Consider the following 22,500-nt stretch of genomic DNA (forward strand, 5'->3'; position numbering starts at 1 on the left):
GTTTTAAATACTAAATATTTCAGGTTTAAAGTCGCATCGAGTTTTTGAAACAGTCAATCAATAATTATCGATCTTTTGCTTTCAAATCAGAAATAACAATTCGGAATCCATCTGGATCAAGAAACATTTTACCGTTTTCATTCCAATATGGATTGTTTGCAGTAATAATTGAAATATTATTAGCTACAAGTCTATCTATAAATTGATTATGTTCTGAAATTGTTTTAGAGTATAGCACTGTAACATCATCTTGATCAAAAGTATGATTGGCTTTTGCATCAGATTGTGTAAATTCAAAATGCCAATCTAGTTTTGGTTTTCCAATAAAAACACCATCATAATTGTTATGGTTTTGAAAACCTCCAAGACGTTCAAAACCAAGAATGTTAACATAAAAATCTTCTATTTTTTCTAAATCGTCGGTGTGTCTTGCAATACGTAAGTTCATGTTATTATAAATCTGAGATCAAAAATCGTTAATCTACATTCTTAAATCAAAAGCTATTTACTCAATTTATCCAACGTGTATGCGATCAGTTCATCGACCGCTTTATAAGGATCTTCACTAAAAGTTCCTGAAGCCCGATTGGCAATTATAGCGTTTAATGACAATGCATGGTGTCCTAAAAGTGCCGAGAGACCATATATAGCAGCGGTTTCCATTTCGAGATTGGTGATTTTATTTCCTTCAAAACTAAAATTATCCATTTTAGAATTCAATGCTTCGTCTTGAATATTCAAACGCAACACACGTCCTTGTGGACCGTAAAAACCTCCGGCTGTTGCGGTAATTCCTTTATGCATTTTGTCGCTTTCTATCATTTTTTCCAATTTTTCAGAACACGAAATCACATACGGTTTTCCTTTTCGCAAATCCCAATTGGTGTGTTTCACAAAAGCATCTTCGATTTCAATATTCGAAACTTCATCAATCAAATAGGAGCGGAGCATGTTGTCTAGGCCTAGTCCAAATGTAGACATCACAAAACTGTCCACGGGAATATCAGCTTGTAAAGAGCCGGAAGTTCCAATGCGGATGATGTTTAGTGGAGTAAGATTTTCTTTTGGTTGACGTGTTTTTAAATCAATATTAACCAAAGCATCTAATTCATTCATGACAATATCAATATTATCTGGACCAATTCCAGTTGACATCACGGTAATTCGTTTGCCTTTGAAAATTCCTGTTTGAGTTTTGAATTCTCTTTTTTGAGTAGAAAATTCGATGCTATCAAAAAACTGCGTGATTTTTTCCACACGATTTTGATCACCAACAAAGATGATATCATGCGCAATGTGTTCCGGTCTTAAATTCAAATGGTAGACGCTTCCGTCTGGATTTAATATTAATTCGGATGATTGTATCATACTAAACGGTTTATTCCTCACCCCAACCCTCTCCAAAGGAGAGGGAGCCAGTACCGGATATTGATTATTTTTTTGTTTCAAGTTGCCCAACTGAACACTAATTACTGAACACTGAATACTTTTTCTAGCCTCCGACGCGTTTTACTTTAAAACCTTTAGCTTTTAAAATAGTCATAATTTTGTCACGATAATCACCTTGTATGATGATGGAATCGTCTTTGAAAGTTCCACCAACACTTAATTTGGTTTTAATTTCTTTGGCAAGAATTTTAAAATCCTCGTCTGTTCCTTCATAACCCTCAATTATAGTTGTAGCTTTTCCTTTTCGTTTTTCGAATTTGCAGATCATAGGTTCTTTTTGAACGTATAATTCGTGTGCAACTTCATCAATTTCTTCTTCTGGCGATACTTCGTGATTTGGAAAAAGGTTTTTTAATTGGTCTTTTAAGTCCATATTATGTATGTTTTTGAACGCAGATAACACGGATTTTACGGATTATCGCAGATTTTAAATAGTAAAAACAAAAGACATTAAGTTATACACTCAATGTCTTTTATTAATTGACGTAAATTTAAGTTTTATTTTTTGATTAATCCCAAATCTACCAAGCGCTCATATAAATAAGCTCCCGCAGTAATATCTTCGAATTTTTTTTGGTTTTCCGCATCAATACAATTTTCCAAACAATCCAATTTCATATCGCTTACCGGATGCATAAAAAACGGAATAGAATAACGTGAAGTTCCCCATAATTCTCTAGGAGGATTCACTACTTGATGAATTGTAGATTTCAACTTGTCATTGGTGTGACGCGATAACATATCTCCAACATTGATTACCAATTCATCTGATTCAGCGATGGCATCAATCCATTCACCATCGTGATTTTGCACTTGCAATCCTTTTCCTTGAGCACCCATTAATAAAGTAATTAAGTTGATGTCACCGTGTGCAGCAGCACGAATAGCATTTGCTGGCTCAGCCGTAATGGGTGGATAATGAATAGGTCTTAAGATAGAATTCCCTTCTTTGGCATAATTATCAAAATAGAATTCATCCAACCCAAGGTGTAAAGCCAAAGCTCTCAGGACATAAACGCCTGTTTTTTCCAGCATTTGGTAAGCTTCTTTACCTACAACGTTAAAACGAGGCAATTCTTTTACTTCAACATTTTCAGGGTATTCTGAAGCATATTTGGAATCTTTGGATACATATTGTCCAAAGTGCCAAAACTCTTTCAAATCCCCTTCTTTCCTGCCTTTGGCATGCTCTGTTCCAAAAGAAACATAACCTCTTTGTCCGCCGATTCCAGAAATTTCATAACTACGCTTTGTTTCTAATGGCAAAGAGAAAAAATTTCTGATTTCACCATACAATTCAGCAACCAATTGGTCGTCTAAAAAATGCCCTTTGAGCGCTACGAAGCCAATATCTTCAAATGCACTTCCGATTTCATTTACAAATTTTTGTTTACGTTTCGGGTCGTCCGAAAGGAAATCACGCAAGTCAACACTAGGAATGTTTTGCATACTTTTAAAATATTTTTTTATAACTTACAACGTCTAAAAACCTTGCAGATACAAATGTAAAGAATAATTTTCTATCTGGATTTTAAAATTCGCAAACAAATTAAAAAAATATAACAAAAAAACATCAAACTGTTATATTTTTTTATCTTTGAGCCATACAATAAAACTGAAAAAATGACCTTCGACAGAAAAAATCTTACAGACAATCAATTATTAGATTTATATAAAAGAATACTGAAGCCAAGACTGATAGAAGAAAAAATGTTGATACTTATACGTCAGGGAAAAGTATCCAAATGGTTTTCTGGAATTGGTCAAGAGGCTATTGCTGTTGGCGTTACGGCAGTCTTGGATTCAGACGAGTATATTTTGCCAATGCACAGAAACCTAGGTGTTTTTACAGGAAGAAACATTCCTTTATACCGACTTTTTTCTCAATGGCAGGGCAAAGCCAATGGTTTTACCAAAGGTCGTGATCGAAGTTTTCACTTTGGAACACAACAATATAAAATTATTGGAATGATTTCGCATTTGGGACCTCAATTAGGAGTGGCTGACGGAATCGCTTTGGCAAATAAATTAAAACAAAACGGAAAAGTTACTGCTGTTTTTACTGGTGAAGGTGCTACCAGTGAAGGCGATTTTCATGAAGCATTAAATATCGCTTCCGTTTGGGAATTGCCAGTCCTGTTCGTGATAGAGAATAACGGATATGGACTTTCGACACCTACCAATGAACAATACCGTTGCGAAAACCTAGCTGATAAAGGAAAAGGATACGGAATGGAAAGTCATATAATCGATGGGAATAATATCCTTGAAGTCTATAATTTATTATCCGAATTGAAAGCTTCGATGATAGAAAAACCGCGCCCTGTTTTATTGGAATTCAAAACCTTCAGAATGCGCGGACATGAAGAGGCGAGTGGAACCAAATATGTTCCGCAAGAACTTATGGATATGTGGGCAATTAAAGATCCTGTAGAGAATTATAGAAAATACTTATCTGAAAATGGTATTCTTACAGCCGATTTTGATACTGCTATACATGCTGAAATTAAGGCAGCTATTGATGAGAGTTTGGCTGTTGCCAATGCCGAACCAGAAATAGAAGCTTCTTTAAGTGAAGAACTAAATGACGTTTATAAACCCTATACATTTGAGATAGTTAATCCATCAGAAGAAAAAGAAAATATCCGTTTTATAGATGCTATTTCAAACAGTTTACGTGAATCGATGGAACGCCACGAAAACTCAGTAATCATGGGTCAGGATATTGCGGAATATGGAGGTGCTTTCAAAATTACAGATGGGTTTGTAGCTCAGTTTGGTAAAGATCGGGTTATCAATACACCAATTTGTGAAAGTGCAGTGGTTTCAGCAGCAATGGGATTGTCTATCAATGGGTATAAAGCGATTGTGGAAATGCAGTTTGCTGATTTTGTTTCTACAGGATTTAATCCAATTGTCAATTTACTGGCCAAATCACATTACCGATGGTTAGAAAAAGCAGATGTTGTTATTCGGATGCCTTGCGGCGGAGGAACGCAGGCAGGTCCGTTCCACTCTCAAACCAATGAAGCTTGGTTTACCAAAACTCCGGGTCTAAAAGTTGTTTATCCAGCATTTCCGTATGATGCAAAAGGGCTTTTAAACACTTCTATCAATGATCCCAATCCGGTATTATTCTTTGAACATAAACAATTATACAGAAGTGTGTACCAAAATGTACCAAAAGATTATTATACTATTCCATTAGGAAAAGCGGCTTTATTAAAAGAAGGAAATGATGTTACTATTATATCTTTTGGAGCAGCGGTGCACTGGGCCTTGGAAACATTAGAAAAAAATCCTGAAATTTCAGCTGATTTACTCGATTTGAGAACCTTACAGCCTTTGGATACCGAAGCAATTTTCAGATCGGTAAAGAAAACAGGGAGAGTACTAATTTATCAGGAAGATTCTATGTTTGGGGGAGTTGCGAGTGATATTTCGGCAATGATAATGGAAAATTGTTTCAAATACCTTGACGCTCCAGTAAAACGCATGGCGAGTTTAGACACGCCAATTCCGTTTACAAAAGCATTGGAAGATCAATATTTGCCGAAAGGCAGATTCGAAAAAGATTTGAAACAACTTTTGGAATACTAATAGTGGAACTTTTAATAGGTTATTTTTAGAATTTTCATTTTAAAAATAACCTAATATCCAATAGATTATTATAATTAGTGAAAATTAGTGAAATTCGTGGCTGAAATTTCGTCTGAATATTTGTGTCCAGACGGGTACTGTAAACCTCCGTTTTTATTACACAAAATTTTATCGATTACTCAATTTAGCTTTTTCCTTAATAATATCACTGATTTTTCGGTTTTCGATTTTACTTTCTAGCCAAGAGATGATGTCAAGATAAAGAAAAGCTCTTTTTTCGTACTTGTTTTTTTCCAATTCTATAAATCGCTCTCTCATTTTTACAAATTCTTTTTTGATATCACCAGGGTAAATGGAATTTAAGTTTTTCATGAATTTGATGATTTCCTTTTGGACTTCATGCAAATCATTCATTTTCAACAAAAATTTATAGGTGTTTTTCAATTGGTTTTCCAAGTAATAATCCTTGCCTAATTCATAATGAGCTATCAGACAAAGAATTCGGGAAAAACACATTAAATCTTCCCGCATCGTAAGATTTTTGTTGTTTATGATTTTCTCTAAATAAAATATGGATTCCGTGTATTTTTCGTTACCGAAATAAATAGAGGCTATTTTATAATAAAACAACATTTCGTGATGTTCATCAAGATGTTCACTGTGTATTTTTAATTTATCTAAAACTTCAGGAATTAAGTATTCGCTTTCAGCAAAAGTGCCTTCCAGAATATGATAATTTAATTTGTTATTATATAAATATAGGAATGATAAAGATGCTATATTATCGTTAACAGGAAAGCGTGGATCTTTGATGGTTTCTTCCAGACGTAATAAATATTTTTTGAATTTTGTTTTGTATTTGAGCATATATAAAGACTCCAATAAATAATGATTTCCTTTTAAGAAAAACACAGGATTAAGATAAATCATATTGGGGTTGTCATAAAAAAGGGTAACCCACTTATAAGCATATTTATAGCTGGCTAAAAAGTCCTGAACTAGAAAACTATGCCAAAGATTGGCATTGTAAAACCAATACTTTTCACGAAATCCAAATTTTTTCTCATCAAATTTAGAAATGTGTTTATTGAAATAGTCGTCTATATATTTATATTCCTCGTCACTTTTTACATAACCCGTTTTGAGCATAATACCATACAACTGCAGGGATAAATTAGATAATTTACTGGAAATAGTATTGCGATAATTCAACTCCTTGGCCTGAATAACTAATTCATCGGCTCGTCCTTGAATACTTCGTGTAATGTACTGGGATTCAATTAATTTTTCAAATTCTACAATCTCATACGCCATGAGTTTTTCGTCATTTTCTAATGCCAGAATCTTTGTTTTATCCAAGATTTTTAAGCTTTGCTTGTACAAACCTTTATTGTACAATATGGTAGCAAAATCAATTTGTTCTCTTAACTGATACCGAATGTTTTGACTCGGAATATTCAATCGAATACTCACTAAAATTTGTTTGTATAAATAGGACTTTAGGTTTGATAATTGTACTTTTTTGATGATACCACTTTTCAAAATAAGCTTCTCATCATACACTTCTGATTTGTCTAAAATGTTGAATAATTCGATGAATTTTGTATTTGAACTCGTCTCGAGTCGGCTTGCAAAAATCTTAAATTGTCTTTTTTCAGACTTTGAAAGGGATTTTATTAATACAAATAAGAAATCTTTTTGATGGTTAGCCATTGTAAAATATTGTAACTTAATTAGTTGTTAATCAGTAACTTATAAAGTATTAATTCTCTTTATAAGCAGTATATTTCGTTAAAACGAATTTTATATTAAAGTAATGAAATATAAATTTGTTATCGAGATGTGAAATTACATTAAATAAATGAAAATGAATAGAGAGAAAGTTCAAATTTTTGATACCACTTTACGAGATGGAGAACAGGTCCCAGGATGTAAATTAGATACCAATCAAAAACTCGTTATAGCAAATCGCTTAGACGAAATGGGTGTTGACATTATAGAAGCTGGTTTTCCTGTTTCTAGTCCAGGTGATTTTTTGTCTGTTTCTGAAATTAGTAAGATTGTAAAAAATGCGACTGTTTGTGGTTTAACCAGAGCGGTAAAAAATGATATTGATGTTGCTGCAGCTGCCTTAAAACATGCTAAAAAACCTCGTATTCATACTGGAATCGGAACTTCAAATTCACATATAATACATAAATTAAATACCACCAGAGAAGATATTATCGCCAGAGCAAAATTTGCAGTTTCACATGCCAAATCGTATGTTGAAGATGTAGAATTTTATGCTGAAGATGCTGGTAGAACTGATAATGATTTCTTGGCAAGAGTTTGCGAAGAAGTAATAAAATCGGGTGCTACAGTACTTAATATACCTGATACTACAGGATATTGCTTGCCTGAAGAATATGGAGCAAAAATAAAATACCTAAAAGAAAATGTAAAAGGTATTGAAAATGTTATTCTTTCTTGTCATTGTCATAATGATTTAGGAATGGCTACAGCTAATTCTATTGCTGGAGCTGTAAACGGAGCAAGACAAATAGAATGTACAATAAATGGAATAGGAGAAAGAGCCGGAAACACTGCACTTGAAGAAGTAGTAATGATTTTTAAACAACATCCTTATTTGAATCTGTACACTGATATCAATACGAAACAGTTGAACGAAATGAGTCGTTTAGTTTCAGAAAGTATGGGAATGATGGTGCAACCTAATAAAGCGATTGTTGGTGCTAATGCTTTTGCACACAGTTCAGGAATTCATCAGGACGGTGTGATTAAAAACAGAGCAACTTATGAAATCATGGATCCTTTGGATGTAGGTGTCAATGAGTCTTCAATAGTTCTTACTGCAAGAAGTGGTAGAGCTGCATTGGCTTACAGAGCAAAAAAAGTAGGATATGAACTTACTAAAGTACAATTGGATGTCGTTTATATTGAGTTCTTAAAATTTGCCGATATCAAAAAAGAAGTTTTAGATGATGATATTCATCAAATTATTGAAGCTTGTAAAATACAAAGTGATTTAATAAGAAGCTAATAAAAGCACTATTTACAGCACTATTTACATAATAGTATAACTTTATATAAAAAAACTAAACCATGAATTTAAAAATAGCAGTACTGCCAGGAGATGGAATAGGACCAGAGGTGACCTTACAGGCAAAGAAAGCTTTATATGCTATAGGTGTAGTATATGATCATGAATTTGTTTTTGAAGATGCTCTTATGGGAGCTGTTGCTATAGATAAAACCGGAAACCCTCTTCCGGAACAAACCCTTAACCTTTGCCTTAATACGGATGCTGTTTTGTTTGGCGCAATTGGTGATCCAAAATACGACAACAATCCTGATGCTAAAGTACGTCCTGAGCAGGGATTATTAAAATTGAGAAAAGAATTAGGTCTTTTTGCAAATATCCGACCTATAAAACCATATAAGTCATTATTAGATTCTTCTCCTTTAAAAAGAGAAATAATCGAAGGTGCAGATTTTACTATTTTCAGAGAACTTACCGGGGGTGTTTATTTTGGTGAGAAAAAATTGAACGATGCGGGTACCATCGCTTCTGATTTATGTGAATATTCAGAAGAAGAAATCACCAGAATTACTCATTTGGCGTTTAAAGCAGCACAAAATAGACGTAAAAAAGTAACAATGGTGGATAAAGCCAATGTGCTTGAAACTTCTCGATTATGGAGAAAAGTTGTCAAAAATGTAAGCGAAAGTTATCCGGATGTAGCATTGGATTTTCTTTTTGTTGATAATGCAGCGATGCAAATTATTTTAAATCCAAAACAATTTGATGTCATTTTAACTGAAAATTTATTTGGGGATATTTTATCTGATGAAGCTAGTGTAATAACAGGTTCTATTGGATTATTGGCTTCGGCATCATTAGGAAATAAAAAGGCACTTTTTGAACCAATTCATGGTTCTTATCCGCAAGCAAAAGGAAAAAATATTGCTAATCCAATCGCTTCAGTATTATCAGCAGCAATGCTTTTGGAACATTTTGGACTTCATAAAGAAGCTAAAAAAGTATATGAAGCAGTAGAAAAAGCGATTGAATATAATGTGGTAACAATAGATTTGAAAGCAGATTCTAAATTTGGTACAAACGAAGTTGGAGATTTTATTTCGAATGTCATTTTAAGCAAAGATGATTTATATTTTAAAAGTGACAACGTCCAGATAGGACAATCGACTATTGTTTAACAAAACAATAATCAAAAGTGCATTTAATAATTGAAAAAGTGCTATAATTTTAAGGTTCTATTTTTTTGTTCTATTTGTTTTTCATATTTTTGAAGCAAATAAAAAAAATGAAAATCGTAACTATTATTTCTTCAATTATTAATGTCAATGTGGTAATCACATATGCAGCAGGAATGTTATAGATATAATTAAAAAAATATTTAAAACCTTCCAATATAATTGGAAGGTTTTTTTTTTGGAATAAATTTAAAAAATACACAAACATACAATGGAATTAAATAAATACAGCAAGACTATAACTCAAGATCAAACACAACCGGCAGCACAAGCTATGTTGTACGGAATTGGATTAACAGAAGAGGATTTGAAAAAAGCGCAAGTAGGAATCGTAAGCATGGGTTACGAAGGAAATACATGTAACATGCACTTAAATGATCTTGCAAAAAATGTTAAACAAGGAGTTTGGGATGCAGATTTAGTCGGTTTGATTTTTAATACAATTGGTGTTAGTGACGGTATTTCAAACGGTACTGACGGAATGCGTTATTCATTAGTATCTCGTGATGTAATTGCGGATTCTATTGAAACAGTAATGGGAGCGCAATGGTATGATAGTTTGATTGCAATTCCAGGTTGTGATAAAAATATGCCAGGAGCTATAATCGCTATGGGAAGAGTAAATCGCCCAGCTATTATGGTTTATGGTGGTTCTATACATTCTGGGAAATGGAAAGGGGAATCTTTGAATATTGTTTCTGCATTTGAGGCATTGGGAAAAAAATTCAGCAATACAATAACTGAAGAAGATTTCAAAGGAGTTATACAAAATTCTTGCCCAGGACCAGGAGCTTGTGGTGGAATGTATACTGCTAATACAATGTCATCAGCAATTGAAGCATTAGGGATGAGTTTACCATACAGTTCATCAAATCCAGCTTTGAGTGCAGAAAAAAAACAAGAATGTGAAGATGCTGGGAAAGCCATCAGAATATTATTGGAAAAAGATATTAAGCCTAAGGATATCATGACACGTAAAGCTTTTGAAAATGCTATTACAATGGTAGCTGTTTTAGGAGGTTCTACGAATGCAGTTATGCACTTGATTGCTATGGCACATTCGGTTGATATTGAAATTACGTTACAAGATTTTCAAGCGATAAGTGATAAAACGCCTATACTTGGTGATTTGAAACCAAGTGGTAAATATATGATGGAAGATTTACATGCTGTTGGAGGTGTTCCTGCAGTAATGAAATATTTATTGAAAGAAGGTTTCCTTCATGGTGATTGTTTGACAGTAACGGGTAAAACATTGGCTGAAAATTTAGCAGAACTACCTGATTTAAATGATGGACAAGAAGTGATTCATGAAATCCAAAAAGCGTTGAAAGCAAGTGGAAACATTCAGATTTTGTACGGAAACTTAGCTTCAGAAGGTTGTGTGGCTAAAATTAGTGGAAATGAAGGAGAATATTTTGAAGGTACTGCAGTAGTATTCGAAAATGAATTTGATGTTATTCCTGGTGTTCAAGGCGGTTTAGTAAAACCTGGAGATGTTGTCGTCATCAGATATTGTGGCCCAAAAGGTGGTCCGGGAATGCCTGAGATGCTTAAACCAACTTCAGCCATTATGGGTGCAGGACTTGGAAAAAGTGTTGCTTTGATTACAGACGGTAGATTCTCTGGAGGTTCACATGGTTTTGTAGTGGGTCATATTACACCAGAAGCGTATGATGGTGGCGGAATTGCTTTAGTTGAAAATGGAGATATTATCACTATTGATGCTGTTAAAAACACGATTAATTTAAAAATTTCTGATGAAGAATTTGCTAAAAGAAAAGCGAATTGGGTTCAACCCGCTTTGAAAGCAACAAAAGGAGTTTTATTGAAATATGCACGATCGGTCTCTAGCGCTTCAACAGGATGTGTGACCGATAAATAATCCCCCTAACCCCGAAGGGGAAATAATAGGTTTGGACTTTTATTTGAAAGTGAAAAATAGGAATACTATATCAATCTCGGCTCCCTCTCCTTTGGAGAGGGCTGGGGTGAGGAAAAATAATAAACGTACCCATGGGAACAAATAAAATATCAGGCGCAGAAGCCGTTATTAGATGCTTATTAGAAGAAGGAGTAGACTTGGTTTATGGTTATCCAGGAGGTGCCATAATGCCTGTTTACGACGAATTATATAAATTTCAAGATCAATTACAGCATGTTTTAGTACGTCACGAACAAGGTGCAACTCATGCGGCTCAGGGATTTGCAAGAGCAACAGGAAAAGTTGGAGTGGCAATAGCTACTTCAGGTCCTGGAGCAACAAATCTTGTAACTGGTATTGCCGATGCTCAGATTGATTCAACTCCAATGGTTTGTATTACAGGTCAGGTAGGGAAACATTTATTAGGTTCAGATGCGTTTCAGGAAACCGATATTATTGGAATTTCGACTCCGGTTACCAAATGGAATTATCAAATTACAGAGGCACATGAAATACCTGAAATCATTGCAAAAGCATTTTATATTGCAAAATCAGGTCGTCCGGGTCCAGTTTTAATTGATATTACAAAAAATGCTCAATTTGACGAAATTGAATTTAGTTATAAAAAATGTACCAGCATTAGAAGTTATAATCCAAGGCCAACTTTAGATATTGAAAAAATTAAAGAGGCTGCGGAATTAATCAATAATGCAAAAAAACCATATATTGTTTTTGGTCAGGGAATCATTCTTGGTGAAGCCGAAGAACAATTAAAAGCATTAGTTGAAAAATCAGGAATTCCTGCTGCTTGGACTATTTTAGGACTTTCGGCATTGCCAACAGACCACCCATTAAATGTAGGGATGTTAGGTATGCACGGAAATTATGGTCCTAATTTGTTGACAAATGAATGTGATGTTTTGATCGCACTTGGAATGCGTTTTGATGATCGTGTTACAGGAAATTTAGCTACTTATGCAAAGCAGGCCAAAGTAATTCACTTTGAAATTGATCCTGCAGAAATAGATAAAAATGTAAAAACAACGGTTGCTGTTTTAGCTGATGTCAAAGAATCTCTGACTGCCTTACTTCCTTTTATCAAAAGTAATACACATGAATCTTGGCACAATGAATTCAAAGAAATGTATAAAATTGAATTGGAAGCGGTAATCAATGACGAGTTAAAACCTAAGAAAGAAGGAATTTCTATGGGTGAAACTATCGAAATGATTAATAAACATTCTAAAGGTGATGCGATTATGGTTTCGGATGTGGGGCAACACCAAATGTTTGCTTGTCGTTATGCCAAATTCAATTCAACAAAAAGTAACGTAACTTCAGGTGGTTTAGGAACCATGGGATTTGCTTTACCGGCTGCAATTGGTGCCAAAATGGGAATGCCGGAACGTGAAGTGGTTGCCATTATTGGTGATGGTGGTTTTCAAATGACTATTCAGGAATTAGGAACTATTTTTCAAACTAAAGTTCCTGTGAAAATTGTAGTCTTGAACAACGAATTTTTAGGAATGGTACGTCAGTGGCAACAATTGTTTTTTGACAAAAGATATGCTTCAACTGAAATGATCAATCCTAATTTTATAGCGATTGCTGAAGGCTATTATATTAAAGCCAAAAAAGTGACCAAAAGAGAAGATTTAGATGCGGCCGTTGCTGAAATGATGGCTTCAAAAGAATCGTATTTCCTTGAAGTTATGGTAGAAAAAGAAAATAATGTATTCCCAATGATTCCAACAGGAGCATCGGTTTCTGATATGCGATTAAGTTAATATTATGGAAAATAAAACATTCACCATTTCTGTTTATTCAGAAAACAACGTTGGCTTATTAAACAGAATATCAGGAATATTCTTGAAACGTCATATCAATATTTTAAGTTTAAATGTATCCGAATCAGAAATAGAAAATGTTTCCCGATTCATCATTGTAGTGGATACAACTGAAAAATGGGTACAAAATATTGTAGGCCAAATCGAAAAACAAATCGAAGTAATCAAAGCCTTTTATCATGTGGATGAAGAAACTATTTTCTTGGAAAGTGCTTTGTTCAAAATAAATTCGAGTTTGTTATTTGACGAAAGACAAATACAAAATATCATCAAAGAAAGTCATTCGGAAATTGTTACCGTATCAAGAGACTTTTTTGTAATTTCAAAATCAGGAAGACGCTCTGAGATTGAAGAACTATATGGAAAATTAAAACCTTTCGGAATCATGCAGTTTGTACGTTCAGGAAGAATATCTGTTTCCAAAGAAAAAATGGAAATATCAACGTTATTAGAAGAGCTTTCATAGAAAGTGTTCAGTTTTGAGTATTCAGTTTTGCAACATTAAATAAACCAGAATATTCAATTCTTTCAATTTTTAAATTAATTATAAATTTCACATTCATTAAATATTAAAAAAAATGGCAAATTATTTCAATTCATTACCACTTAGATTACAATTAGAACAATTAGGCGTTTGCGAATTCATGGATCAATCAGAATTTGCAAATGGTATAACAGCATTAGCAGGAAAAAAAGTAGTTATCGTAGGTTGTGGAGCTCAAGGTTTGAACCAAGGTTTGAACATGAGAGATTCAGGTTTAGATATTTCTTACGCATTGCGTGCAGAAGCAATTGCACAAAAAAGAGTTTCTTTTATGAATGCTGCTGATAATGGTTTCAAAGTGGGAACTTATGAAGAATTAATTCCAACTGCTGATTTGGTTTGTAACCTTACACCAGATAAACAACATACTGCTGTAGTAACAGCAATCATGCCTTTGATGAAAAATGGTTCAACATTAGCATATTCTCATGGTTTTAATATCGTAGAAGAAGGAATGCAAATTCGTAAAGACATCACTGTAATTATGTGTGCTCCTAAATGTCCAGGATCTGAGGTTCGTGAAGAATATAAAAGAGGTTTTGGTGTGCCAACATTAATCGCAGTTCACCCTGAAAACGATCCAAACGGAGAAGGTTTCGAACAAGCAAAAGCATATGCAGTTGCTACCGGTGGTCACAAAGCAGGAGTTTTGAACTCTTCATTTGTAGCCGAAGTTAAATCGGATTTGATGGGAGAGCAAACCATTCTTTGTGGAATGTTACAAACAGGTTCTATTTTATGTTTCGACAAAATGGTTGAAAAAGGAATCGAGCCAGCTTATGCTTCAAAATTAATTCAATACGGTTGGGAAACTGTAACTGAAGCCTTGAAACATGGTGGAATTACAAATATGATGGATCGTCTTTCAAATCCTGCAAAAATTGAAGCATATGAATTAGCTGAAGAATTAAAAGATATTATGCGTCCGTTGTTTCAAAAACATATGGATGATATTATCTCTGGTGAGTTTTCAAGAAATATGATGATTGACTGGGCTAATGATGATATCAATTTATTGACTTGGAGAGCTGCAACTGCAGAAACAAATTTTGAAAAAACAGCGCCAACAGCAGCTCATATTTCAGAACAAGAATATTTTGATAATGGAGTTTTGATGATTGCCATGGTTAAAGCTGGTGTTGAATTGGCTTTCGAAACGATGACACAATCAGGAATTATTGAAGAATCTGCGTACTACGAATCTTTGCATGAATTGCCTTTGATTGCTAATACTGTAGCAAGAAAAAAATTATATGAAATGAACAGAATTATTTCTGACACAGCAGAATACGGTTGTTATTTGTTTGATCATGCATGTAAGCCTTTATTGGTTGATTTTATGAAAACGGTAGACACAAACGTAATTGGTAAACCATTCTCGACTTCAAACGGAGTAGATAATGCAGTACTTATTGCTGTAAATAATAGTATCCGTCAACATCCTATTGAAGAAGTAGGAGCTTGGTTAAGAGAATCAATGACAGCTATGAAAAAAATAGGATAATAAAAATTAGGAATTACCACACATGAGGAGGGTGTGCTGGGATTTGCATTATATCATTTGAATCCATAATATTTTGAATTAGTAAGCACTTATTAAAAGAGAAAGAGGTAAAATGCATATTACGTTCACTTAACTTAAAACGAGCTGAGAGTTAAGTGAAGTAATTCCTTATATTTAAAAATAAATTTGTTACTATCTTTTTAATATTGAAAATATATTTTAAGATGTTCCTAATTGAAGTTGTAATAAAGCACTTTTTTATTGCAAAAATTATTTGTTGTTAAATTTTGTTGAGATAAAAGGCGGGGTAGGAAATCTATCTCGCTTTTTTTGTTTTTATCATAATTTCAAAAAATACTGAAAAACGAACAAATTGTCATTAAAAAGTTATTTTTTTTATTTAATATTTAAATTTCTATAGGAATTTATAATTTAAATAATTTTAAGAATAGCTTGAGATTTAATACTTTTATAAAAAATTAAAAAACATGAGCTACTATAAAATTGATAATTTAGAACAATATTTTAAACATTATAATAAATCAGTTCGTGAGCCCAGAAAATTTTGGGGTAAAATAGCAGAAGAAAATTTCACTTGGTACCAACAATGGGATAAAGTTGTCGATTTTAATATGGCTGAAGCCGAAGTAAAATGGTTTACTGAAGCTAAAGTAAATATGACTAAAAACTGTATCGATAGACATCTTGCTAAAAGAGGTGAAAAAACGGCTATTATTTTTGAACCGAATGATCCAACAGAAACTGCATTACATATAACATATAATGAATTGCACCAACGTGTTTGCAAAATGGCAAACGTATTGCGCGAACAAGGCATAAAAAAAGGAGATCGTGTTTGTATTTATTTACCAATGATTCCTGAATTGGCTATTACAACTTTGGCTTGTGCGAGAATCGGTGCGATACATTCAGTTGTTTTTGCTGGATTTTCGTCTTCTGCTGTGGCAACAAGAATAAATGACAGTGAATGCAAAATGGTTATTACTTCAGATGGTGGTTACAGAGGAAATAAAACCATTGATTTAAAAGGGATAATTGACGAGGCATTGTTAAGCTGTCCAAGTGTTTCAACTGTCTTGGTTGTAAAAAGAACTAACACTTCGGTAAACATGAAAGAAGGTCGTGACCAATGGTTGCAACCTCTTTTAGAAGCAGCATCGGATAATAATGTAGCTGAAATTATGGATGCTGAAGATCCATTGTTTATTCTTTACACTTCAGGTTCCACTGGAAAACCTAAAGGAATGGTACATACCACTGCAGGTTACATGGTGTACACTGCTTATACTTTTAAGAATGTATTCAATTATGAAGAAAATGATATTTTTTGGTGTACCGCTGATATTGGTTGGATAACGGGACATTCCTATACACTTTATGGTCCATTATTGAATGGCGCTACTACGGTTATTTTTGAAGGAGTTCCTTCTTATCCTGATTTCAGTCGTTTTTGGGAAATAATAGAAAAGCACAAAGTCACTCAATTTTATACGGCACCAACGGCTATTCGTTCCTTGGCAAAAGAGAGTTTAGAATATGTACAAAAATTCCCTTTAAAATCATTAAAAGTAATCGGTTCAGTAGGGGAGCCAATCAATGAAGAAGCTTGGCACTGGTATAATGACCATGTTGGAGATAAAAGATGTCCCGTTGTGGATACGTGGTGGCAAACGGAAACAGGTGGAATTATGATTTCTCCAATCGCATTTGTTACCCCAACAAAACCAACCTATGCTACTTTACCATTACCTGGAATTCAACCCGTATTGATGGATGAAAAACGAAATGAAATAGAAGGCAATCAAGTAGTAGGTAGTTTATGTATCAAATTCCCATGGCCTGGAATAGCGAGAACCATTTGGGGAGATCATCAACGGTATAAAGATACTTATTTTTCTACCTTTCCAGGCAAATATTTCACTGGTGACGGTGCTCTACGTGATGAAGTAGGGTATTACAGAATTACAGGTCGTGTAGATGATGTGGTTATCGTTTCGGGACATAATTTAGGAACAGCGCCTATTGAAGATGCGATTAATGAGCATCCGGCAGTTGCTGAGTCAGCAATTGTTGGATTTCCTCATGATATCAAAGGAAATGCATTATACGGTTTTGTAATTCTAAAAGAAACGGGAGAAACTAGAAATAAAGAAAATCTTATCAAAGAAATAAATCAACACATAACGGATCACATTGGTCCAATTGCTAAACTGGATAAAATTCAATTTGTTTCCGGTTTGCCAAAAACACGTTCCGGAAAAATTATGCGTAGGATTCTTCGCAAAATTGCCGAAGGTGATTATTCTAATTTTGGTGATATTTCAACTTTATTGAATCCTGAGGTTGTAGAGGAAATAAAAGGAGGAAAATTGTAAATTAATTAAAAGCTGTTTGTAATAAAACAGCTTTTTTTGAATTATACTTTTTGAGAAACTCTAAAAATAATTTTAAAAGAAAAAATCACTTTTATTAGACAACAAAAAATCAATTAATTATGTAAGTTTTATATTAAATAATATAGCTACATTCTGAAACAAATACCTAAATTTACTTCTCTATGAAAAATAAGGAAGTCTTAATTATTGGTGGCGGTTTAGCAGGTTTGACTGCAGCAATTCATTTATCCAAAGTTGGATTTCAAATTACCGTTGTAGAAAAAAATGAATTTCCAAAACATAAAGTTTGTGGCGAATATATTTCTAATGAAGTTTTGCCTTATCTCAATTGGCTCGATTTGAAAATAACTGATTTATGTCCTACAGCTATTACAAAACTTGAATTTTCAACAGTCAGCGGAAAGAAAATTAAGAGTATTTTACCTCTCGGTGGATTTGGAATTAGTCGCTATACTCTAGATGAACACTTATGCACTAAAGCAATTGCAAATGGTTGTAAAATCATTCCGGATACAGTAGAAACAATTGTTTTTGAGAATGAAATATTTACCGTAACTACTTTAAATAAAGCCATTTTAAAATCTGAAATTGTGATAGGATCCTTTGGTAAACGTTCTACTATTGATCAAAAACTAAATCGTAATTTTATTCAGAAGAAATCACCATGGTTGGCTGTCAAAGCTCATTATTCAGGAGATTTCCCTAGTGATTTGGTTGGATTGTATAACTTTAAAGGCGGTTATTGTGGTGTTTCAAAAGTAGAAAATGATGTAATTAATATTTGTTATTTAGCAGATTACGAAACCTTCAAACAGTTTAAAAATGTTGATGAATATCAAAATAACGTTGTTTATCAAAACCCACATTTAAAAACAATTTTTGAAAAAAGTAACTTGCTTTTCGAGAAACCATTAACAATCAGTCAAATTTCTTTCGAAAAAAAACAAGCTGTTGAGAATCATATTTTAATGATTGGAGATACAGCCGGATTAATCCATCCTTTGTGTGGTAATGGCATGGCAATGGCAATTCATAGTGCTAAAATTGTTTCTGAATTATTGGAGAAATATTGCAATAACGAAATCAAATCCAGAAACGAATTAGAAGAAAAATACACTCAAGAATGGAGTTTTAATTTTAGTAAAAGATTGGGAATGGGAAGATTTTTATCAACTCTTTTGCAAAAGAAAAAACTATCAGGAGCATTGACGTATATATTAATTATATTTCCGTTTTTATTGTCGAAAATTATTAAAAAAACGCACGGAACCCCCATAATTTTAAACTCATAGATGTTTATAAATACAAAATATAGAACTGATGAACCTGAAACTATGGACGATTTTACCATGGAAGGAGAAATCTTACGTGATGCGTTAGATAAAATAGCCAAAATCAATCAGCTTTTAGGTGGAAACCTGTTAACTTTACGAGGCGTTCAGGATTTGATTAAGGATATTCCAAAATCAAATGAAATTAGTATTGTAGATGTAGGTTGTGGCAATGGCGATATGTTGCGAACATTGGCGGATTTTGGATTAAAAAATAATCTAAAATTTCAATTAATTGGTATAGATGCTAATAATTTTACGATCAACCATGCGCGAAAATTATCTAAAAAATATTCTAATATATCGTACCAATGTGAAGATATATTTGATAAACCTTTTGGAGAATTAAAATACGATATCATTCTGTGTACTTTGACATTACATCATTTTAAAGACAATGAAATTATTTATTTATTAAATGTATTTAATACCAATTCGAATATTGGAATTGTTATAAATGACTTGCAAAGAAGTGCTGTTGCTTATCGGTTGTTTCAGGCATTATGTTTTGTTTTTAGATTAAATGATATGTCACGGGAAGATGGATTAATTTCAATTTTACGAGGTTTTAAAAAAGAAGAACTAGTTAGTTTTTCAGAAAAATTAAATTTTAGCAACTATAAAATTCATTGGAAATGGGCGTTTCGCTATCAGTGGATAATTTCGAAAATATGAGTGTAAAAATAAAAACCGTTACAAAACAATTACCAAAATACTCCAGAACAACGGAAGAAATTATTCCATTTTTGGATGCTTGGTTAGTAGGACAAGAAGAACGTTTCATCAGGAAAGTAAAAAAAATATTTGAAGGTGCTGCTGTCGATAAGCGATACTCAATTATGGATCCAATTGCCGTTTTTACGAAAACTTCTTTTGAAGAAAGAAATAATATTTATGTTCGTGAAGTTATTGATTTAGGCGAAAAAGTATTAGAAAAAGCTTTAAAGAAAGCCAATTGGAATCCTGAAGATTTAGACTATATTATTACGGTGAGTTGTACTGGAATTATGATTCCGTCTTTAGATGCATATTTGATTAATAAATTGAAATTACGTCAGGATATCGTACGGCTTCCAGTAACTGAAATGGGTTGTGTAGCTGGAATTTCAGGAATAATTTATGCCAAAAATTTCCTGCAGGCTAATCCTGGAAAACGGGCTGCGGTAATCGCGGTTGAAAGTCCAACAGCAACATTTCAATTAGATGATTTTTCAATGGCTAATATTGTAAGCGCAGCTATTTTTGGCGACGGTGCGGCTTGTGTTTTGCTTTCTTCCCATCAAGATGAGGAAGGTCCTGAAATTCTGGCCGAAGAAATGTATCATTTTTATGATAACATTCAGATGATGGGTTTTAAACTCACAAACTCAGGTTTACAAATGGTATTGGATATTGAAGTTCCTGAAACTATCGCATCGCATTTTCCTGATATTATTCATCCATTTTTAGAGAAGAATAATCTAACAATTGATACAATCGATCATTTAATTTTTCATCCAGGCGGAAAAAAAATTGTTCAAACAGTGGAAACTTTATTTTCTGATTTAGAAAAAAACATTGATGACACAAAAGAAGTTTTACGATTGTATGGAAATATGTCAAGTGCCACTGTTTTGTATGTTTTAGAACGAATTATGGACAGTAAACCCAAAAAAGGAGAAAAAGGATTAATGTTGAGCTTTGGTCCGGGATTTTCAGCACAACGGGTTTTGTTACAGTTTTAGCCCCCTAACCCCCAAATGGGGGAAGAAAAACTATGAGAAAAGAAGAAATTATATCAAAATTACCGTATTCAAAACCATTTTTATTTGTGGACGAAATAGTCCAAATCGATGAAAATGGGGTGGAAGGGAATTATACCTTTGATGAAAACCATGATTTTTACAAAGGGCATTTTAAAGAATGTCCCGTTACGCCCGGAGTCATTTTAACTGAAGTTATGGCACAAATTGGGTTAGTTTGTTTGGGGATTTTTTTATTAAATGATACATTAAATAAAACTGCTTCAATTGCTTTAACATCAACTGAAATAGATTTTTTAAAACCTGTTTTTCCAAATGAAAAAGTAATAGTAATTTCAGAAAAAATATATTTTAGATTTGGAAAATTAAAATGTAAAGTGAAAATGATAAATGAAAAAGGAGAAATGGTTTGTACAGGAACAATAGCAGGAATGATCCTCACCCCAACCCTCTCCAAAGGAGATGGAGCCAAAACCGGATTAAAATAATCTGTTGAAATTGTCATTAAAATTTAAATTGTAAATGGAAAAACGTGTCGTAATTACAGGACTTGGTGTTGTTGCTCCAAATGGAGTTGGACTTGATACTTTTACTTATGCCATAAAAAATGGAATTTCGGGAATCAAACATGATTCAGAATTAGAAAGACTGCAATTTTCTTGTCAGATTGCTGGAAAACCTGAAATTTCCACTGAATTAGCATTGCAGTATTTTTCGGAATTAGAGTTAAGAAATTTCAATTCAACGGGAATTTTATATGGTGTAATTGCAGGAATTGATGCTTGGAAAGATGCGGGTTTATCATTAGAAATTAATGAAGAACCGGATTGGGATAGCGGAACTATTTTTGGAACAGGAACTTCCGGGATTGATAAATTTCGAGAAAGTATTTATAAAATAGATGATTTTCAAACCCGAAGATTAGGAAGTACAGCCGTGGCACAAACTATGAATAGTGGTGTGAGTGCTTATTTAGGAGGGAAATTAGGATTAGGAAATCAAGTCACTACCAATTCTTCGGCATGCACGACAGGAACTGAAAGTATTTTGATGGCGTATGAGCGTATAAAATCAGGGCAGGCAAAACGCATTTTAGCCGGAAGTACGAGTGATTCCGGTCCTTATATTTGGGGTGGATTTGATGCTATGAAAGTCTGCACATTCAAACATAATAAAAATCCTGAACAAGGCTCAAGGCCTATGAGTGCGAGCGCTTCTGGATTTGTTCCGGGAAGTGGAGCAGGGGCTTTAGTCTTGGAAGATTTAGAAAGTGCATTAGCAAGAGGTGCTAAAATCTACGCAGAAGTTTTAGGTGGAAATGTAAATTCTGGTGGGCAACGCGGATTAGGGACTATGACAGCTCCAAATCCGACAGCCGTTCAAAAATGCATTAAAAATGCTATTGAAAATGCTGGAATTTCAGCCAATGATATTGATGCTATAAACGGACATTTGACAGCCACATCAAAAGATAGTTTGGAGATTAAGAATTGGAGTGAAGCTTTGGACAGAAAAGGAAAAGAATTTCCCTATATTAACTCCTTAAAATCAATGGTAGGACACTGCTTGTCAGGAGCAGGGAGTATAGAAAGTGTGGCCTCAGTGTTGCAATTGCATGAAGGATTTGTTTTCCCGAATATCAATTGTGAAGATTTAAACCCTGAAATTACCGCTCTAATTGACGAGTCAAGAATTCCAAGACAATTGATTGAAAAAGAATTGAATATCATTGCAAAAGCAAGTTTTGGTTTTGGGGATGTGAATGGATGTGTGATTTTAAAAAAAATATATAGGTATAGGCGTTTAGGTCGCAATTTATTATTTTTGCCTGATGGCAGATAGAAATATTTTTAGAGGAGTGAAT

The 22,500-nt window shown here is 33.6% G+C and carries 18 protein-coding genes; 13 read left to right on the forward strand and 5 right to left on the reverse strand.

The genetic code is table 11. The features are described 5' to 3' along the window. Positions 1-64: 64 nt before the first annotated feature. The 4 genes from FNW38_RS14660 to FNW38_RS14675 form a co-directional block, all read right to left on the reverse strand. Complete coding sequence (locus FNW38_RS14660; protein WP_143388517.1) at positions 65-448, reverse strand: VOC family protein; 384 nt, start codon at positions 446-448, stop codon at positions 65-67. A 53-nt stretch (positions 449-501) separates the two neighbouring features. Continuing rightward, the gene (locus FNW38_RS14665) at positions 502-1,368 is read right to left on the reverse strand and encodes a nucleoside phosphorylase (protein ID WP_143388516.1); all 867 of its coding nucleotides are present in this window, start codon (positions 1,366-1,368) and stop codon (positions 502-504) included. A gap of 124 nt (positions 1,369-1,492) precedes the next feature. Continuing rightward, on the reverse strand, positions 1,493-1,822 hold the full coding sequence (locus FNW38_RS14670) for a translation initiation factor (protein ID WP_143388515.1): 330 nt from the start codon (positions 1,820-1,822) through the stop codon (positions 1,493-1,495). A gap of 125 nt (positions 1,823-1,947) precedes the next feature. Then, positions 1,948-2,898, reverse strand: a complete 951-nt coding sequence (locus FNW38_RS14675) for an isopenicillin N synthase family dioxygenase (RefSeq protein WP_143388514.1) — start codon at positions 2,896-2,898, stop codon at positions 1,948-1,950. Between the two features lie 174 nt (positions 2,899-3,072). On the opposite strand from FNW38_RS14675, the gene FNW38_RS14680 reads away from it, so the two are divergent. Continuing rightward, positions 3,073-5,049 carry an alpha-ketoacid dehydrogenase subunit alpha/beta gene (locus tag FNW38_RS14680; RefSeq protein ID WP_143388513.1) on the forward strand — a complete coding sequence of 659 codons (1,977 nt, stop codon included), beginning with the start codon at positions 3,073-3,075 and terminating at the stop codon, positions 5,047-5,049. A 168-nt stretch (positions 5,050-5,217) separates the two neighbouring features. Here FNW38_RS14680 and FNW38_RS14685 read toward each other — a convergent pair whose 3' ends face one another. Next, entirely contained in the window at positions 5,218-6,762 is a 1,545-nt protein-coding gene (locus FNW38_RS14685; RefSeq protein ID WP_143388512.1) for a hypothetical protein, read from the reverse strand. 154 nt (positions 6,763-6,916) lie between these two features. On the opposite strand from FNW38_RS14685, the gene FNW38_RS14690 reads away from it, so the two are divergent. The 12 genes from FNW38_RS14690 to FNW38_RS14745 all read left to right on the forward strand — a co-directional run bounded on the left by FNW38_RS14690 (position 6,917) and on the right by FNW38_RS14745 (position 22,478). Beyond that, positions 6,917-8,092, forward strand: coding sequence for a 2-isopropylmalate synthase (locus FNW38_RS14690; protein WP_082014141.1), 1,176 nt, complete (start codon positions 6,917-6,919; stop codon positions 8,090-8,092). Positions 8,093-8,154: 62 nt separating this feature from the next. Then, positions 8,155-9,270: a 3-isopropylmalate dehydrogenase gene (gene leuB / locus FNW38_RS14695; protein ID WP_143388511.1), complete on the forward strand. Its 1,116-nt coding sequence runs from the start codon at positions 8,155-8,157 to the stop codon at positions 9,268-9,270. A gap of 268 nt (positions 9,271-9,538) precedes the next feature. Beyond that, complete coding sequence (gene ilvD / locus FNW38_RS14700; RefSeq protein WP_143388510.1) at positions 9,539-11,212, forward strand: dihydroxy-acid dehydratase; 1,674 nt, start codon at positions 9,539-9,541, stop codon at positions 11,210-11,212. Positions 11,213-11,343: 131 nt separating this feature from the next. After that, entirely contained in the window at positions 11,344-13,038 is a 1,695-nt protein-coding gene (gene ilvB, locus FNW38_RS14705; RefSeq protein ID WP_143388509.1) for a biosynthetic-type acetolactate synthase large subunit, read from the forward strand. Positions 13,039-13,042: 4 nt separating this feature from the next. Beyond that, positions 13,043-13,564 carry an acetolactate synthase small subunit gene (gene ilvN / locus FNW38_RS14710; RefSeq protein WP_143388508.1) on the forward strand — a complete coding sequence of 174 codons (522 nt, stop codon included), beginning with the start codon at positions 13,043-13,045 and terminating at the stop codon, positions 13,562-13,564. Positions 13,565-13,676: 112 nt separating this feature from the next. After that, a complete protein-coding gene (gene ilvC / locus FNW38_RS14715; RefSeq protein WP_143388507.1) occupies positions 13,677-15,146 on the forward strand; it encodes a ketol-acid reductoisomerase in 1,470 nt (489 codons plus the stop codon). Positions 15,147-15,634: 488 nt separating this feature from the next. Continuing rightward, positions 15,635-17,542 (forward strand): acetate--CoA ligase, encoded by a 1,908-nt coding sequence (gene acs, locus FNW38_RS14720; protein WP_143388506.1) that lies wholly within the window; start codon positions 15,635-15,637, stop codon positions 17,540-17,542. Positions 17,543-17,724: 182 nt separating this feature from the next. Further along, positions 17,725-18,855, forward strand: coding sequence for an NAD(P)/FAD-dependent oxidoreductase (locus FNW38_RS14725; protein ID WP_143388505.1), 1,131 nt, complete (start codon positions 17,725-17,727; stop codon positions 18,853-18,855). Continuing rightward, positions 18,856-19,569 (forward strand): methyltransferase domain-containing protein, encoded by a 714-nt coding sequence (locus tag FNW38_RS14730; protein ID WP_143388504.1) that lies wholly within the window; start codon positions 18,856-18,858, stop codon positions 19,567-19,569. Beyond that, positions 19,566-20,618, forward strand: coding sequence for a type III polyketide synthase (locus tag FNW38_RS14735; protein ID WP_143388503.1), 1,053 nt, complete (start codon positions 19,566-19,568; stop codon positions 20,616-20,618). Before FNW38_RS14730 ends, FNW38_RS14735 begins: the two co-directional genes overlap by 4 nt. A 32-nt stretch (positions 20,619-20,650) precedes the next feature. Then, the gene (locus FNW38_RS14740) at positions 20,651-21,124 is read left to right on the forward strand and encodes a 3-hydroxyacyl-ACP dehydratase FabZ family protein (RefSeq protein ID WP_143388502.1); all 474 of its coding nucleotides are present in this window, start codon (positions 20,651-20,653) and stop codon (positions 21,122-21,124) included. Between the two features lie 34 nt (positions 21,125-21,158). Next, a complete protein-coding gene (locus FNW38_RS14745; protein WP_143388501.1) occupies positions 21,159-22,478 on the forward strand; it encodes a beta-ketoacyl-[acyl-carrier-protein] synthase family protein in 1,320 nt (439 codons plus the stop codon). The last annotated feature ends 22 nt before the right edge of the window (positions 22,479-22,500 follow it).

This window comes from Flavobacterium gawalongense (assembly GCF_007097265.1).
GTDB classification, from domain to species: domain Bacteria; phylum Bacteroidota; class Bacteroidia; order Flavobacteriales; family Flavobacteriaceae; genus Flavobacterium; species Flavobacterium gawalongense.

What these genes read in the sequence shown, in the direction of transcription:
- FNW38_RS14660 (WP_143388517.1), bottom strand. Translation starts at nt 448, where the DNA reads ATGAACTTACGTATTGCAAGACACACCGACGATTTAGAAAAAATAGAA.
- FNW38_RS14665 (WP_143388516.1), bottom strand. Translation starts at nt 1,368, where the DNA reads ATGATACAATCATCCGAATTAATATTAAATCCAGACGGAAGCGTCTAC.
- FNW38_RS14670 (WP_143388515.1), bottom strand. Translation starts at nt 1,822, where the DNA reads ATGGACTTAAAAGACCAATTAAAAAACCTTTTTCCAAATCACGAAGTA.
- FNW38_RS14675 (WP_143388514.1), bottom strand. Translation starts at nt 2,898, where the DNA reads ATGCAAAACATTCCTAGTGTTGACTTGCGTGATTTCCTTTCGGACGAC.
- FNW38_RS14680 (WP_143388513.1), top strand. Translation starts at nt 3,073, where the DNA reads ATGACCTTCGACAGAAAAAATCTTACAGACAATCAATTATTAGATTTA.
- FNW38_RS14685 (WP_143388512.1), bottom strand. Translation starts at nt 6,762, where the DNA reads ATGGCTAACCATCAAAAAGATTTCTTATTTGTATTAATAAAATCCCTT.
- FNW38_RS14690 (WP_082014141.1), top strand. Translation starts at nt 6,917, where the DNA reads ATGAATAGAGAGAAAGTTCAAATTTTTGATACCACTTTACGAGATGGA.
- leuB (WP_143388511.1), top strand. Translation starts at nt 8,155, where the DNA reads ATGAATTTAAAAATAGCAGTACTGCCAGGAGATGGAATAGGACCAGAG.
- ilvD (WP_143388510.1), top strand. Translation starts at nt 9,539, where the DNA reads ATGGAATTAAATAAATACAGCAAGACTATAACTCAAGATCAAACACAA.
- ilvB (WP_143388509.1), top strand. Translation starts at nt 11,344, where the DNA reads ATGGGAACAAATAAAATATCAGGCGCAGAAGCCGTTATTAGATGCTTA.
- ilvN (WP_143388508.1), top strand. Translation starts at nt 13,043, where the DNA reads ATGGAAAATAAAACATTCACCATTTCTGTTTATTCAGAAAACAACGTT.
- ilvC (WP_143388507.1), top strand. Translation starts at nt 13,677, where the DNA reads ATGGCAAATTATTTCAATTCATTACCACTTAGATTACAATTAGAACAA.
- acs (WP_143388506.1), top strand. Translation starts at nt 15,635, where the DNA reads ATGAGCTACTATAAAATTGATAATTTAGAACAATATTTTAAACATTAT.
- FNW38_RS14725 (WP_143388505.1), top strand. Translation starts at nt 17,725, where the DNA reads ATGAAAAATAAGGAAGTCTTAATTATTGGTGGCGGTTTAGCAGGTTTG.
- FNW38_RS14730 (WP_143388504.1), top strand. Translation starts at nt 18,856, where the DNA reads ATGTTTATAAATACAAAATATAGAACTGATGAACCTGAAACTATGGAC.
- FNW38_RS14735 (WP_143388503.1), top strand. Translation starts at nt 19,566, where the DNA reads ATGAGTGTAAAAATAAAAACCGTTACAAAACAATTACCAAAATACTCC.
- FNW38_RS14740 (WP_143388502.1), top strand. Translation starts at nt 20,651, where the DNA reads ATGAGAAAAGAAGAAATTATATCAAAATTACCGTATTCAAAACCATTT.
- FNW38_RS14745 (WP_143388501.1), top strand. Translation starts at nt 21,159, where the DNA reads ATGGAAAAACGTGTCGTAATTACAGGACTTGGTGTTGTTGCTCCAAAT.